The organism is Polaromonas sp. CG_23.6 (assembly GCF_029892315.1).
Lineage (GTDB): Bacteria > Pseudomonadota > Gammaproteobacteria > Burkholderiales > Burkholderiaceae_C > Polaromonas.
Window position 1 is genome coordinate 3,455,623 of sequence record NZ_JARXUY010000001.1, and the last position, 14,261, is coordinate 3,469,883.

General features: G+C 56.7%; 13 protein-coding genes. 10 read left to right on the forward strand and 3 right to left on the reverse strand.

The window, feature by feature from the left end; all coding sequences use genetic code 11:
* The first annotated feature begins 1 nt into the window (after window position 1).
* The 10 genes from pheA (at window position 2) to H4V98_RS16415 (ending at window position 10,198) form a co-directional block, all read left to right on the forward strand.
* Window positions 2-1,084 (forward strand): prephenate dehydratase, encoded by a 1,083-nt coding sequence (pheA, locus tag H4V98_RS16370; RefSeq protein ID WP_196864853.1) that lies wholly within the window; start codon window positions 2-4, stop codon window positions 1,082-1,084.
* Window positions 1,085-1,145: 61 nt separating this feature from the next.
* Entirely contained in the window at window positions 1,146-2,024 is an 879-nt protein-coding gene (locus H4V98_RS16375; RefSeq protein WP_196864885.1) for a prephenate dehydrogenase/arogenate dehydrogenase family protein, read from the forward strand.
* Window positions 2,025-2,035: 11 nt separating this feature from the next.
* Window positions 2,036-4,039 carry a bifunctional 3-phosphoshikimate 1-carboxyvinyltransferase/cytidylate kinase gene (locus H4V98_RS16380; RefSeq protein WP_196864854.1) on the forward strand — a complete coding sequence of 668 codons (2,004 nt, stop codon included), beginning with the start codon at window positions 2,036-2,038 and terminating at the stop codon, window positions 4,037-4,039.
* A 167-nt stretch (window positions 4,040-4,206) separates the two neighbouring features.
* Window positions 4,207-5,895, forward strand: coding sequence for a 30S ribosomal protein S1 (gene rpsA / locus H4V98_RS16385; protein ID WP_196864855.1), 1,689 nt, complete (start codon window positions 4,207-4,209; stop codon window positions 5,893-5,895).
* Window positions 5,896-5,962: 67 nt separating this feature from the next.
* Window positions 5,963-6,277, forward strand: coding sequence for an integration host factor subunit beta (locus H4V98_RS16390; protein ID WP_196864856.1), 315 nt, complete (start codon window positions 5,963-5,965; stop codon window positions 6,275-6,277).
* A gap of 62 nt (window positions 6,278-6,339) precedes the next feature.
* Window positions 6,340-6,624, forward strand: a complete 285-nt coding sequence (locus H4V98_RS16395; protein WP_196864857.1) for a LapA family protein — start codon at window positions 6,340-6,342, stop codon at window positions 6,622-6,624.
* The gene (gene lapB / locus H4V98_RS16400; RefSeq protein ID WP_196864858.1) at window positions 6,614-7,759 is read left to right on the forward strand and encodes a lipopolysaccharide assembly protein LapB; all 1,146 of its coding nucleotides are present in this window, start codon (window positions 6,614-6,616) and stop codon (window positions 7,757-7,759) included. Before H4V98_RS16395 ends, lapB begins: the two co-directional genes overlap by 11 nt.
* A 19-nt stretch (window positions 7,760-7,778) precedes the next feature.
* A complete protein-coding gene (rfaE1, locus tag H4V98_RS16405) occupies window positions 7,779-8,720 on the forward strand; it encodes a D-glycero-beta-D-manno-heptose-7-phosphate kinase (RefSeq protein WP_196864859.1) in 942 nt (313 codons plus the stop codon).
* Between the two features lie 34 nt (window positions 8,721-8,754).
* On the forward strand, window positions 8,755-9,762 hold the full coding sequence (rfaD, locus tag H4V98_RS16410; protein WP_196864860.1) for an ADP-glyceromanno-heptose 6-epimerase: 1,008 nt from the start codon (window positions 8,755-8,757) through the stop codon (window positions 9,760-9,762).
* A gap of 136 nt (window positions 9,763-9,898) precedes the next feature.
* Window positions 9,899-10,198, forward strand: a complete 300-nt coding sequence (locus H4V98_RS16415; RefSeq protein WP_196864861.1) for a helix-hairpin-helix domain-containing protein — start codon at window positions 9,899-9,901, stop codon at window positions 10,196-10,198.
* A gap of 125 nt (window positions 10,199-10,323) precedes the next feature.
* On the opposite strand, the gene phbB is transcribed toward H4V98_RS16415, so the two are convergent.
* From phbB to phaC, 3 genes are all read right to left on the reverse strand, one after another.
* Window positions 10,324-11,061 carry an acetoacetyl-CoA reductase gene (gene phbB, locus H4V98_RS16420; protein ID WP_196864862.1) on the reverse strand — a complete coding sequence of 246 codons (738 nt, stop codon included), beginning with the start codon at window positions 11,059-11,061 and terminating at the stop codon, window positions 10,324-10,326.
* Window positions 11,062-11,163: 102 nt separating this feature from the next.
* On the reverse strand, window positions 11,164-12,342 hold the full coding sequence (locus tag H4V98_RS16425) for an acetyl-CoA C-acetyltransferase (RefSeq protein WP_196864863.1): 1,179 nt from the start codon (window positions 12,340-12,342) through the stop codon (window positions 11,164-11,166).
* Between the two features lie 111 nt (window positions 12,343-12,453).
* On the reverse strand, window positions 12,454-14,217 hold the full coding sequence (gene phaC / locus H4V98_RS16430; RefSeq protein ID WP_196864864.1) for a class I poly(R)-hydroxyalkanoic acid synthase: 1,764 nt from the start codon (window positions 14,215-14,217) through the stop codon (window positions 12,454-12,456).
* Between the last annotated feature and the right edge of the window lie 44 nt (window positions 14,218-14,261).

Genomic DNA, 14,261 nt, shown 5'->3' on the forward strand with positions numbered 1-14,261 from the left:
CATGACTGCAAACCTTGCTGATTTGCGCGTCCAGATCGACGCACTCGACAAACAACTGCTGACCCTTCTGAACCAACGCGCACTGGTTGCGGAACAGGTCGGAGAAGTCAAAAAGCGCGAAGGGACCCCTTTTTTCAGGCCTGACCGGGTTGCACAGGTCATCGAAAAGATCCAGCAGACCAACCAGGGTCCGCTTAAAAATGAGCATGTTGCCGCCGTTTGGCGGGAAATCATGTCGGCCTGCCTGGCGCTTGAGTCACCGGTGCGGGTGGCCTACCTGGGGCCTGTTGGAACCTTCAGTGAAGAAGCAGCCGTGCAATTTTTCGGCTCCAGCATTGAACACGTTCCCTGCACCAGTTTTGATGAGGTGTTTAGGGCTGCCACGGCAGGCACGGCTGAATATGGTGTGGTTCCGGTTGAAAACTCTACCGAGGGCGTCGTGTCGCGCTCGCTTGACCTGCTGCTGAACTCGCCGCTGCACATCGTAGGAGAAATCAGTCTGATGGTGCGGCACAACCTGCTGCGCCTTTCAGACTCCCTGGAAGGTATTGAAGTTGTCTTTGCCCACCCGCAGGCCCTGGCCCAATGCCAGGGATGGCTGACCACCCATTTGCCCCATGCAGAACGCCGTGCCGCTTCCAGCAATGCCGAAGGCGCGCGCCTGGCCACCACCCATCCTGCCTGGGCTGGCATTGCCAGCGCCCGCGCCGCCACGCAGTTTTCACTGCACACGGCAGCACATGCCATTCAGGACGACGCCTTCAACCGCACCCGTTTTGCGGTGGTTTGTTTGCCGCAGACGCTTCCGACCCCACCCCCATCGGGCAAAGACTGCACCAGTCTGGTCGTTTCAGTGCCCAACCAGCCGGGCGCTGTGCATGACATCCTGGTGCCTTTGAAAACCCATGGCGTTTCCATGACACGCTTTGAATCTCGGCCCGCCCGCTCGGGTCAGTGGGAATACTATTTTTATATTGACCTGCAGGGGCATAGATCCCAGGCGCATGTGAAAGCAGCGCTGGCTGACTTACAGCAGCTTTGCGCGTTTTACAAAATCCTGGGCACTTACCCCGTCACCGACTGATGCGAAATTTAAAGAAAAGCCGATCCGCGCAATGCTTTCACCCCCTTATCAGGGTCCCGGCATGTTCGAGCAACTAGGCCTCATCGGCTGCGGCCTGATGGGCAGTTCCTTCGCGCTGGCGCTCAAACGTGCCGGTCTGGTCAAGCGCATTGTTGGCTATAGCAAATCCCCCACAACCACCGAACGGGCGCGCCAGATGGGCGTGATCGACGTGCAAGCGCCGTCAGCGCCTATGGCGGTGGCAGGTGCAGATATCGTCTTGCTGGCCATCCCCGTGTCGGCCACGGAAGCCACTTTCAAGGACATTCGCCATCTTATTGAACCCACTACCCTGGTGATGGATGTCGGCTCAACCAAGCGCGACGTGGTGGATGCAGCGCGCCGCGCATTAGGTGAGCAGATTGGTTCCTTTGTTCCCTGCCATCCAATCACCGGCAAGGAAGTCTCCGGAGTCGAACATGCGGACGTGTCCCTCTATGCAGGCAAGCAGGTCATCCTCACGCCGATTGAACAAAGCTCGAGTGCACAAGTGCAAAAGGCAACGGAAGTCTGGACCGCCTTGGGTTGCCAGGTGCTGCGCATGTCACCCGAAGCTCACGACGCAGCATATGCAGCGGTCAGCCACCTTCCGCACCTGATCGCTTTTGCCATGATCAATGGCATCACCTCTCAACCAAATGGCCAAGACTACATGGCGCTTGCGGGACCGGGTTTTCGTGACTTCACCCGCATCGCCGCCAGCGCCCCGGAAATGTGGCGCGACATCCTGCTGGCTAACCGTGAAGAGCTGCTCGTACAGTCCAGAATTTTCCAGCAATCCCTGCAATCGCTTGAACAGCTGATTTCAAGCGGCAACGCAGAAGCACTCGAATCGCTTATCGGCCAAGCCAGTGAAACGCGCGCCAACTGGCGTATTTCCTCGCACAACGTTCCCAAGTAAAGCACTGTTTCATGTACGACACCGAGTTTCTCGATCTTCCGCCGCTGGCGTGTGCCGCTGGCGAAGTTCACCTGCCTGGCTCCAAAAGCATTTCCAACCGCGTCCTGCTGCTGGCCGCATTGAGTCGCGGCCAGACCACAGTTCATGATTTGCTCGCTTCTGACGATACCGCTGTGATGCTCACGGCGCTCAAGCAACTGGGCTGCACCGTAGTGCAACACGGCCAGAGCGCTGTGATCGGCGGACTTGGCGGCCAGCTTATCGAGCGCAAAGCCGTGCTGTTCATGGGCAATGCGGGCACGGCCATGCGTCCACTGACAGCCGCACTGGCGCTGCTCGGTGGCGAGTTTGAGCTGTCGGGTGTGCCGCGCATGCACGAACGGCCTATTGGCGATTTGGTCGATGCCCTCAGGCAACTGGGATGCGTCATCGAGTACGTGGGGAACGAGGGTTTTCCCCCTTTGAGGCTAAGTCAAGGGGTATTGAAGCTCGACCAGACGATTCGCGTTCGGGGAGACGTTTCCAGCCAGTTTCTCACCGCGCTTTTGATGGCCTTGCCGCTGGTGGCCAGGCAAGCCATCTGCATCGAAGTTACGGGGGAATTGATTTCGAGGCCTTACATCGAGATCACGCTCAACCTGCTCAAACGCTTCGGCATTCAGGTCAAGCGCGAAGGCTGGCAGCGTTTCACGATTCCGGCCGGTAGCGTTTACCAGTCGCCCGGTGAGATCCATGTAGAAGCTGACGCCTCATCCGCTAGTTATTTCATAGCACTTGGTGCAATAGCAGCAAGCGAAAATGGTCAAAATGGCTTAAAAATCTTGGGAGTAGGCGCCGATTCCATTCAAGGCGATATACGGTTTATCGAGGCGGCGCGTGTGATGGGCGCCCGAATCGACAGCACAGCCAATTCGCTGCACGTGTCGCGTGGTGCATGGCCGCTCAAGTCAGTGGATATGGACTGCAACCATATGCCGGACGCCGCCATGACGCTTGCAGTGATGGCACTGTATGCTGAAGGAACTACGGTTTTACGCAACATTGGCAGCTGGCGCGTCAAAGAAACCGACCGCATCGCCGCCATGGCCTGCGAATTGCAAAAGCTTGGCGCCACCATTGAAGAAGGTGCAGATTATTTGAAAATCACCCCGCCCGGGAAGGCCGGCGCCTGGAATCCTGCGGTGATTCATACCTACGACGATCACCGAATCGCCATGTGTTTTTCACTCGCGGCCTTCAACCCAGCCAAACTGCCGGTCCGGATTCTGGACCCCAAGTGCGTTGCCAAGACTTTTCCAGACTACTTTGAAACACTGTTCTCGGTCACTGAAGCGCAAGACGACCAGATTCCCGTGATTTGCCTGGACGGACCCACAGCCTCCGGAAAAGGAACGCTGGCAGCGCTGACAGCGCATCACTTGGGCTATCACTACCTGGATTCTGGCGCGCTGTACCGCCTGAGCGCTTTCGCAGCATTGCGTGCCGGCCTGTCACTCGATGACGGCGACGCAATTGCGCAAATCGCCCGCGCCTTGCCGGTGCGGTTCAAGGGCGACCGCATTTTTCTGACCAACGGTGATGCCGAGGAAGACGTTTCAGAAGAAATTCGTACCGAAGTCGCCGGCATGGCCGCTTCCCGGGTTTCTGCCTATCCGCAGGTTCGAGATGCCCTGCTGGACTTGCAGCGCAGTTTCCGGCAACTGCCCGGCCTGGTGGCTGACGGCAGAGACATGGGCACGGTCGTGTTCCCCAAGGCACCGTTAAAGATTTACCTGACTGCCAGCGCCTTGCATCGCGCCGAACGGCGGTACAAGCAATTGATTTCAAAAGGAAACACGATTACAATCGCCGCCATTCAGCAGGATTTGGAAGCGCGCGACCAACGGGATATGTCCCGCAAAGCCGCACCGCTAAGACCTGCTGATAATGCCCTGCTGCTGGACAATTCCGACCTGACGATTGAACAATCGCTGGACTTGGTCATGGACTGGTGGCAAGGCACCCGGCCCTTCTAACCCTCGACGCACACCCTTCATGGGCAGCAAGGGTTCGCAGGAAAATCTAAAGCAACCTGCGGTCCAACCTGTCGTTTGACCGCGAAACCTCACCAAACCGCCGCAAGCAGTCATAAAAACAATAGCAATTTCGCTGTTGGAAACCTGTTGTGTGGATTAGGAAATTCATGTCTGAATCTTTTGCCGACCTGTTTAACGAATCACTCGAACGCTCTGAAATGCGTGCTGGTGAAGTCATCACCGCTGAAGTAGTGCGCATCGATCACAACCACGTGGTTGTGAACGCTGGCCTCAAGTCAGAGGCTTACATTCCTCTCGAAGAATTCAAGAACGACCAGGGCGAAGTTGAAGTCCAGGTCGGCGACTTTGTGTCAGTTGCCATCGACTCCGTCGAAAACGGCTACGGCGACACCCTGCTCTCGCGCGACAAGGCCAAACGCCTGGCATCGTGGATGAGCCTGGAAAAAGCTCTGGAATCCGGCGAATTCGTCACTGGCCAGACCAGCGGCAAAGTCAAGGGCGGCCTGACTGTTCTGGTCAACGGCATCCGCGCCTTCCTGCCTGGCTCGCTGATCGATACCCGCCCTATCAAGGACTTGTCTCCGTATGAGAACAAGACCATGGAATTCAAGGTCATCAAGCTCGACCGCAAACGCAACAACGTCGTGCTGTCACGCCGAGCCGTGGTCGAAGCCAGCATGGGCGAAGAACGCGCCAAGCTGATGGAAACCCTGAAAGAAGGTTCTGCTGTCAAGGGCATCGTTAAGAACATCACCGAATACGGTGCGTTCGTTGACCTGGGCGGCATTGACGGCTTGCTGCACATCACCGACATGGCATGGCGCCGCGTGCGTCACCCGAGCGAAGTGGTGACAGCTGGACAGGAAATCGTTGCCAAGATCCTGAAGTTTGACACCGAGAAAAACCGCGTGTCCCTGGGTCTGAAGCAAATGGGCGACGACCCATGGATGGGCGTGAACCGCCGCTACCCGCAAAGCACTCGCCTGTTCGGCAAGATCACCAACATTGCCGACTACGGCGCATTTGTCGAACTCGAGCCAGGCATCGAAGGCTTGGTCCACGTGTCAGAGATGGACTGGACGAACAAGAACGTCGCGCCAAGCAAGCTTGTTGCCTTGGGCGACGAAGTCGAAGTCATGGTTCTGGAAATCGACGAAGACAAGCGCCGTATCAGCTTGGGCATGAAGCAGTGCAAGGCCAACCCATGGCAAGAATTCGCCGTGGAAACCAAGCGCGGCGACCGCGTCAAGGGCCCGATCAAGTCGATCACCGACTTCGGTGTATTCGTGGGCCTTGCTGCCGGCATCGACGGCTTGGTGCACCTGTCTGACCTCTCGTGGAACGAGCCCGGCGAAGCCGCTGTTCGCAACTACAAAAAGGGCCAGGAAGTCGAAGCCATCGTGCTGGCTGTCGATGTGGACCGCGAGCGTATCTCCCTGGGCATCAAGCAACTTGATTCCGACCCGTTCACCACCTTCGTGTCGATCAACGACAAGGGCGCGATCGTGACCGGCAAGGTCAAGACCGTTGATGCCAAGGGCGCAGAAATCGATCTGGGCGAAGACATCATTGGCTACCTGCGCGCCAGCGAAATCAGCCGTGACCGCGTTGAAGATGCGCGCAATGTGCTGAAAGAAGGCGACGAAGTGTCTGCAGTTGTGGTGAACGTGGATCGCAAGACCCGCAACATCCAGCTGTCGGTCAAGGCCAAGGACAACGCCGACCAGCAAGAAGCCATGGCTTCCCTGAGCCAGCAGTCGTCGCGCGAAAGCGCCGGCCTGACCAGCCTGGGCGCCCTGCTGCGCGCCAAGCTGGACAACAGCGAGTCCAAGTAATCTTGCGGGACAGTCCACATGACGCGGCTTGCCGCCCATGTGCTCTGTCCCAACCAGATAATTCCGGATGACCCGAAGCGATTTAGTCGAAGAACTGGCAGCCCGATTCAGCCAGCTGACGCACCGTGATGCCGAACTGGCCACCAAGACACTTCTTGATGCGATGGCTGACACCTTGGTGCGTGGCAACCGGATTGAAATCAGGGGTTTTGGCAGTTTTTCCATCAACCGGCGCCCTCCCCGCATGGGACGCAATCCTCGATCCGGAGAAAGTGTGGCAATTCCCGAAAAACGGGTGACGCACTTCAAACCTGGCAAGGCCTTGCGTGAATCGGTCGATGCCCGAACGGAAGAATTGCTGAAGGTTCCGCCGCCAAGTTGATTCTTGGCGCTTTCTCGCTCGATCGGCTGGCTACAATTGCCAGACCACTCCGGGGATTGCCAGTGAAATACCTGATGTGGCTGCTCAAGGCAGCCATTTTTTTTACGCTTTTTGCTTTTGCGCTGAACAACCAGCAAACGGTTGCAGTGCATTTCTTTTTCGGCACCTTGTGGCAAGCGCCCTTGGTGCTCGTGGTGCTGGCCACCTTTGCCTGCGGTCTTTCAATGGGTATTCTTGTAATGATGCCGCGCTGGTGGAAAAAAGGCAAAGCTGGTTTGCCTCCTGCGTCGGTTGCGTTGCCTACTGAAACTCACAACAACCCCGTCCCGATTCAACATGGAATTTGACTTTACCTGGGTTTTGCTCGGATTTCCGATTGCCTTCACGCTGGGCTGGCTCGCATCCCGGTTAGACCTGAGGCAACTGCGCATCGAGAACCGTCAGGCACCCAAGGCCTATTTCAAGGGACTGAACTTTCTGCTCAACGAGCAGCAGGACCAGGCCATAGACGCATTCATTGAAGCCGTTCAGAACGACCCCGACACGTCCGAATTGCATTTCGCCTTGGGCAACCTGTTTCGACGCCGCGGCGAATATGAGCGCGCCGTTCGGGTTCATGAGCATCTGATGTCGCGTGGCGACTTGACCCAGCCCGAACGCGAGCGCGCCCAGCATGCACTGGCGCTGGATTTCCTGAAAGCCGGCCTGCTTGACCGTGCCGAGGCGGCACTTCGCAAGCTGGAAGGCACACCGTTTGAAGAGGAAGCCCGGCTTGCGCTGCTGTCGATCTACGAGCGTTCGCGTGACTGGGCCAACGCCACTGAAATTGCTGCCCGGCTTGGAAATTCCACCCAAGGCAGTTTCAGTACGCGTCAATCGCATTATTTGTGCGAGCAGGCGAATGCGTCCATCGCCACGGGCGATACCGGCGTGGCGCTTGGTCTGCTCTTGCAGGCTGTTGCCATGGCGCCTGCTGCTGCCAGGCCATTGATTGACCTGGCCAAGCTCCAGAGTCAGCTAGGCCAGGGACATGAGGCGTTTCAGACACTGCGCTCGCTCACCATAGTCGCCCCGCAGGTCTTGCCACTGGCTGCGAACCTGCTGGCCAACGTGGCGCAAAGCATCAGTCAGCATCAAACCGCCCTGGCGCTGCTTGAATCCAGCTATGCCCAAGCTCCGTCAATTGACGTGATCGAGGCTATTGTCAAGCTTGAAAAAGACTCCTTGTCCGCCCGGAAATGGTATGTCGCTCACATGGAGAGTGAAATTTCCCTGGTGGCGGCCAGCAAGTGGATTGCAGGAGAAAAACTTGAAGACGAACATCACCACACGCTGGTGCAGCGGGCGATGGACCAGGCTACCAAACCCTTGATGCGCTACCGTTGCGCCGCCTGCGGCTTTGAAGCCACCCAGCATTTCTGGCATTGCCCCGGCTGTCAGGCTTGGGACAGCTACCCTGTGCGCCGCATTGAAGAGTTATAAAGCTGTTGATCTCATAAAAATGAACCCGACCATTACCCCTGAAAAAATTGCATCGGCTCGTGTCCTGGTGGTGGGTGATGCCATGCTGGATCGCTACTGGTACGGTGCTGTAGACCGCATATCGCCCGAAGCGCCCGTGCCTGTCGTGCGCGTGACTCGAACTGAAGAACGGATTGGCGCAGCCGCTAACGTAGCCTACAACATCGTGACATTGGGGGCGCAGGCTTCCCTGTTAACGGTAGTGGGCGAAGACGAAGCAAGTCATACCTTGGAAGACCTGGTGGCGAAAACCGGCATCACGCCCTACTTCGGACGTGATGCAAATCTTAAAACCACCGTTAAATTACGCGTGATCGGGCGTCAGCAGCAATTGCTGCGGCTCGACTTTGAAAACACACCTGAACATGAAGTGCTGGCATCCCAGTCAACCACCTTTAAAACCATTTTCCCTGAGCATCAAGCAGTTTTATTTTCTGATTACGGCAAAGGCGGACTCGCACATATCGTGTCCATGATTTCCCAGGCGCGGGCTGCCGGCAAGGTGGTGTTGGTAGACCCCAAAGGTTCGGATTTCGAACGTTACAGAAATGCCAGCATCATCACGCCCAACCGCGCGGAACTGGAACAGGTCATTGGTCCTTGGAGCAGTGAAACCGAATTGCGTACCAAGACCCAGAATTTGCGTTCGGCGCTAAACCTTCAGGCCTTGCTAGTCACCCGCAGTGAGGAAGGCATGACCCTGTTTGATGCGCAGGGCGAACTGCATGTCCCCACGGTGGCCCGAGAAGTGTTTGACGTCACCGGTGCCGGGGATACCGTGATTGCCACGCTGGCCACCATGACAGCGGCTGGCCTGAGCCTGCGTGACGCCGTACCCATTGCCAACCGTGCTGCAGGCATCGTGGTGGGGAAATTCGGCACGGCGACTGTTAATCACAGCGAGCTTTTTGCCGTTAGCTGAGCGCTGCGGCTCCCTGAACATCCTAGGAAATTTCATGAAAATCGTAGTCACCGGCGCTGCCGGTTTCATAGGCAGCAATCTGGTCAAGGGACTGAATACCCGCGGTATTGATGACATCATTGCAGTGGATGACCTGACGCAGGGTGACAAATTCCGCAACCTTGCCGACCTGAAAATTGCTGACTATATTGATTCTGACGATTTTTACAGCCAGTTTGCTGAAGGTGCCTTCGGACACATCGAGGCAGTGTTTCATGAGGGCGCTTGCAGCGACACCATGGAACTCGACGGCAAATACATGATGGCCAACAACTACACGCTGTCGTGCGAGCTGTTTCGCGCCTGCCAGAGCCAGAACACCCGTTTGCTGTATGCCTCGTCAGCTGCCACGTATGGCGGCTCGGATACCTTTAGCGAGTCTCCGGAATTTGAGCAACCGCTGAATGTCTACGGCTACTCCAAGCTGCTGTTTGACCAGCATCTTCGACGCGAGCTCGGCAACACTTTTGAAAATGCGCAAACGCAGGTTGCAGGTTTTCGCTATTTCAATGTCTATGGCCCACGCGAGCAACACAAAGGCCGGATGGCCAGCGTGGCTTTTCACCAGTACAACCAGTTCCAGGCGGAGGGCAAAGTCAAACTGTTTGGCGACTACGGCGGCTACGGACCGGGTGGGCAAATGCGCGATTTTGTCTTCATTGACGATGTCGTGGACGTGAATCTCTGGTTTTTCGATCATCCTCAACATTCCGGCATTTTCAATCTCGGGACAGGCCGCGCCCAACCCTTCAATGATGTCGCGACTGCCGTCGTCAACACCTTGCGCCAAGCCCAGAATGCGGATCCATTGAGTCTTGAAGAGGCCGTGCGCGGGGGCATGATCGATTACATTGGTTTCCCCGAGGCACTCGTCGGCAAGTACCAGAGTTATACGCAGGCCGATTTGAGCGCATTGCGCGCGGCAGGGTGCGAACATGTGTTCGCTGACGTGCAAACCGGGGTTGCTGCTTATATGCAGTGGCTAGGCAATGGTAAAAAATAGCAGCTTTTTAAATCTCAGAATTATTCGGTCAGGAAATTTTCCGAATCATGTCCACATCACAGACCTTACTGCATTGAAATTGCTTGATTTTCATGCCTCAATGCCTAAGCCTGCGCTTTCAGTTCGAGGGTTTCCAATGCTGAAACAATTCCTGATTTTCTTCATGGCGCTTCCCCTGGCAACAGCTTTTGCCGCGGTTGATGTTAACCAGGCCAGCGAAGCGGAACTCGACGGAATCAAGGGTGTTGGGCCGGCTACCAGCCGGTTGATTGTTGCCGAGCGAAGCAAATCCCAGTTTAAAAACTGGGAAGACTTCAGGGGGCGCATCAAGGGCGTGGGCAGCAAAACTGCAGCGAAGTTTTCTGCCGAAGGCATGACAGTGGGAGGCGCAACTTACGAAGGCGACACGGCTGATGCAAAGACTGTCAAAAAATAGTTCCTTGTTTCCACTTGAAATGGATTTAGAACACATGAGTTCCATCAAAAACCAAGTTCGGTCCCCCATGAAAAAACCCGCTCGAAAGCGGGTTTTTTCATTTGAAAGCCAGGGCCTTCAAGCCATCAACCCATGTGCAAGCCACCATTCAACGAGAAATCAGCGCCCGTGGCGTAACCACCTTCGTCTGATGCAATCCAGGCAATGATGGATGCGATTTCTTCCGGTTGTCCGAGCCGCTTGGCAGGCACGCCGGCCACGATTTTCTCAAGCACTTCAGGGCGGATCGCCTTGACCATGTCGGTGCCGATATAGCCCGGGCTAACCGTGTTGACGGTGACGCCTTTGGACGCTACTTCCTGGGCCAGTGCCATGGTGAAGCCATGCAAGCCGGCTTTGGCGGTGGAATAGTTCACCTGGCCAAACTGGCCCTTCTGGCCATTGACCGACGAAATGTTGATGACACGGCCAAACCCGGCCTCAACCATCCCTTCGATGACTTGCTTGGTCACGTTGAACATGCTGTCAAGGTTTGTCGAGATCACGGCATCCCAGTCGGCCTTGCTCATCTTGCGGAACTGCCCATCGCGGGTGATGCCTGCATTGTTCACAAGCACGCTGACCGGACCATGCTCTGCCTTGACCTTGTCGAACGCGGCCACTGTGGAATCCCAATCCCCCACGTTACCGACTGAAGCGTGGAATGAATAACCCAATGCTTTTTGTTCGTCGATCCATTTGGTGAAGTCTCGCGTGGGGCCGCAACCGGCAATCACGGTATACCCATCCTTGGCGAGTCGCTGGCAAATGGCGGTTCCGATACCACCCATGCCACCGGTTACATACGCTACTTTGTTGCTCATTGTCTTCTCCTGGGATCGTTGGATTTGTTAAAAACTCTTGCTATTACTCTAATAGCTGCTTACGCCCTGCTGGTAAGCGCGAAGCACTGTTTTACCTGATTTTCAGCGTTCCAGTGTGAGGGCAACCCCCATGCCTCCGCCGATACACAGGCTGGCAATGCCTTTTTTGGCATCGCGCCGCACCATCTCGTGCAGCAACGTGACCAGAATGCGGCAGCCGGACGCGCCAATCGGGTGACCAATGGCGATCGCGCCACCATTGACATTCACCTTGCTGGTGTCCCAGCCCATTTCCTGGTTCACAGCACAAGCCTGGGCGGCAAACGCCTCGTTGATTTCCAGCAGGTCCAGATCCTGCACGTTCCAGCCTGCGCGCTGCAGGGCCTTGGTTGAGGCAGGCACGGGCCCCATGCCCATGTAGGCAGGGTCCAGGCCGGCCGTGGCATAGCTGGCAATGCGGGCCAATGGCGTCAGGCCCAGGGCTGCAGCCTTTTTCGCCGTCATGACCATGACCGCCGCAGCGCCGTCGTTCAGACCCGAGGCATTGCCCGCAGTCACGCCGCCCGCCTTGTCAAAGGCCGGGCGCAAGCCTGCCAACCCTTCGGCGCTGGTCTTGCGGTTGAGAAACTCGTCGGACGAAAAAACCACCGGATCACCCTTTTTCTGGGGAATCGAAACGGGGATGATTTCGTCCTTGAACTTTCCCGCATCCTGGGCTGCAGCCGCCTTGGTCTGGCTGGCCAGCGCCAGCGCGTCCTGGGCTTCCCGGCTGATGTTGTACTTCTTGGCAACGTTTTCTGCGGTGATACCCATGTGGTACTGGTTGTACACGTCCCACAAGCCGTCGACGATCATCGTATCGACCAGTTTCCAGTCGCCCATGCGCTGACCGTCGCGTGAACCGTTCAGGACATGCGGCGAGGCGCTCATGTTTTCCTGGCCGCCGGCAATCACGATTTCGCTGTCGCCGGTTGCCACGGCCTGGGCCGCCAGCATGACCGATTTCAGGCCGGAACCACAGACGGCGTTGATGGTCAGGCCTGGAATGCCCTGGGGAAATCCGGCCTTGAGCACGGACTGGCGTGCCGGGTTCTGGCCTGCGCCTGCAGCAAGCACTTGGCCCATGATGACTTCGCCAATCTGTTCAGCATTCAAGCCCGAGCGCTCCAGTACGGCCTTGATCACGGCAGCGCCCAGTTGGGTGGCCGGTATTTTCGCCAGCGAGCCGCCGAATTTTCCGACGGCGGTCCGGCCTGCTGACACGATAACGATATCTTCCATGTTGTCTCCTTTATAAAACCAGGGATGCACCTGGGTGCTGTTGAACTAAACCATTTGAAATAGATAAAACCTGCCAGGCTTGGAAAGCCTGAAATACGGTTTTTGGCTGAATCAGGCCTTGACCTTGACGTAGCGGCCGGGCGCAGGTTCAATGGCTTTGAATTTGCGGCTGCCATAAGTCTTCGGCGCCGCAATCTGCTTGCCGGCGTGGCTCTGCAGCCAGTCGGACCAGTCCGTCCACCAGCTGCCAGCATGCTCGGTGGCATTTTTTTGCCAGTCAACCTGCGAAGCCGGGTATTTGTCGCCCGCCGTGCGGCTGGACGTCAATTGGTCGTTGGTCCAGTAACTGCGCTTCTTTTTGGCGGGCGGATTGATCACGCCCGCAATGTGGCCGGATGCGCCCATGACAAAGCGCTTTTTGCCTGGCAAAACCTGGGTTGACGCATAGGCGCCGCCAATCGGCACGATATGGTCTTCACGCGAGCCATAAAGATAAAACGGCATGTCTAGCTTGCCGAGATCGACCTTTTCGCCGCAAACCACCATTTTCCCGGGCTTGATCAGGTTGTTTTCAAAATACGTATTGCGCAAATACCAGGCATAGAACGGTCCTGGCAGGTTGGTGGAATCGCTGTTCCAGTAGAGCAGGTCAAACGGCGGCGGAGTTTCGCCCTTGAGGTAGTTGCCGACCACATAATTCCAGACCAGGTCATTCGGGCGCAGGAAGCTGAAAGTGGAAGCGAGGTCTTTGCCCTTGAGCAGGCCGCCCTTGCCCATTTCGGCTTCACGGTACTTGACCGACGTTTCGTCAATGAAGATATCCAGGATACCGGTGTCGCTGAAGTCCAGCAACGACGTCAGCAGCGTGACGCTTTCCACCGGTTTGTCGCCACGGGCTGCCAACACCGCCAGCGCCGTGCTCAAAATGGTGCCGCCAACACAGAAACCCAGGGCATTGATGGTGTCGGCACCGGTGATTTCCTTCACCACTTCAATAGCCTTGATGGGTGCGTTCTCGATGTAGTCATCCCAGGTTTTGCCCGCCATGGACTGGTCCGGGTTGCGCCAGCTCATCACGAAGGTCCGGTGACCTTGCGCCGTGGCATAGCGGATCAGGGAGTTTTCAGGCTGCAGGTCCAGGATATAGAACTTGTTGATGCAAGGCGGAACCATCAGGAAGGGTTTTTCATAGACCTTGTCTGTCAGCGGCTTGTATTCGAGCAATTGGAAATACTCGTTTTCGAATACAACGGCACCCTCAGTGGTGGCGACGTTTTTCCCGACTTCGAAGATGCTTTCATCGGTCATCGACACATGGCCCTGCTTCAGGTCGTGAAGCATGTTCGCTATTCCCTTTGCGATGCTTTCGCCCTTGGTGTCAATGGCTTTTTTCTGCGCTTCGGCATTCAGCGCCAGAAAGTTGCTGGGAGCTGAAGCCGCCATCCACTGCTCGACCGCAAAACGCAGTCGCGACTTGGTCTTGGCATCGCTTTCGGCGGCTTCGGCCAGACCCATGAGGGTCGTGGCATTGAGCTGATAAGCAGAGGCAAGGAATTTTGACACCGGACTGGCCTGCCAGGCGGGATCCGAGAAACGCCGGTCGGCTGGTTTGGCTGTTTCGTCCCCTGCACTCAGGCCCATGTTCCAGAGAGCCGATGCGCCGGCGATGTACTGCTGCTGAAGCTCAAGCAGCTTGGAGGGCTCGAACGTGATGGAGGGCTGGGACGGTGCGAGCGACTTAAACACCGACAAGTCCATGGCTGGAAAGCCGGGGGCAGTCCCGGTTCCGAAGGACGACATCGCCTGCTTGATACCTTCTCCAAGGGTCTCCTGCATTTGTTGGGTCGTCATTGTCCAGTTGAGTTCAGAATTCATCAATGTCTCCTCGGTGATGCAGTGTGCTGGCAAACGCCAATTAG

What these genes read in the sequence shown, in the direction of transcription:
- rpsA (WP_196864855.1), top strand. Translation starts at nt 4,207, where the DNA reads ATGTCTGAATCTTTTGCCGACCTGTTTAACGAATCACTCGAACGCTCT.
- pheA (WP_196864853.1), top strand. Translation starts at nt 2, where the DNA reads ATGACTGCAAACCTTGCTGATTTGCGCGTCCAGATCGACGCACTCGAC.
- phaC (WP_196864864.1), bottom strand. Translation starts at nt 14,217, where the DNA reads ATGAATTCTGAACTCAACTGGACAATGACGACCCAACAAATGCAGGAG.
- phbB (WP_196864862.1), bottom strand. Translation starts at nt 11,061, where the DNA reads ATGAGCAACAAAGTAGCGTATGTAACCGGTGGCATGGGTGGTATCGGA.
- rfaE1 (WP_196864859.1), top strand. Translation starts at nt 7,779, where the DNA reads ATGAACCCGACCATTACCCCTGAAAAAATTGCATCGGCTCGTGTCCTG.
- lapB (WP_196864858.1), top strand. Translation starts at nt 6,614, where the DNA reads ATGGAATTTGACTTTACCTGGGTTTTGCTCGGATTTCCGATTGCCTTC.
- H4V98_RS16415 (WP_196864861.1), top strand. Translation starts at nt 9,899, where the DNA reads ATGCTGAAACAATTCCTGATTTTCTTCATGGCGCTTCCCCTGGCAACA.
- H4V98_RS16390 (WP_196864856.1), top strand. Translation starts at nt 5,963, where the DNA reads ATGACCCGAAGCGATTTAGTCGAAGAACTGGCAGCCCGATTCAGCCAG.
- H4V98_RS16425 (WP_196864863.1), bottom strand. Translation starts at nt 12,342, where the DNA reads ATGGAAGATATCGTTATCGTGTCAGCAGGCCGGACCGCCGTCGGAAAA.
- H4V98_RS16375 (WP_196864885.1), top strand. Translation starts at nt 1,146, where the DNA reads ATGTTCGAGCAACTAGGCCTCATCGGCTGCGGCCTGATGGGCAGTTCC.
- H4V98_RS16380 (WP_196864854.1), top strand. Translation starts at nt 2,036, where the DNA reads ATGTACGACACCGAGTTTCTCGATCTTCCGCCGCTGGCGTGTGCCGCT.
- rfaD (WP_196864860.1), top strand. Translation starts at nt 8,755, where the DNA reads ATGAAAATCGTAGTCACCGGCGCTGCCGGTTTCATAGGCAGCAATCTG.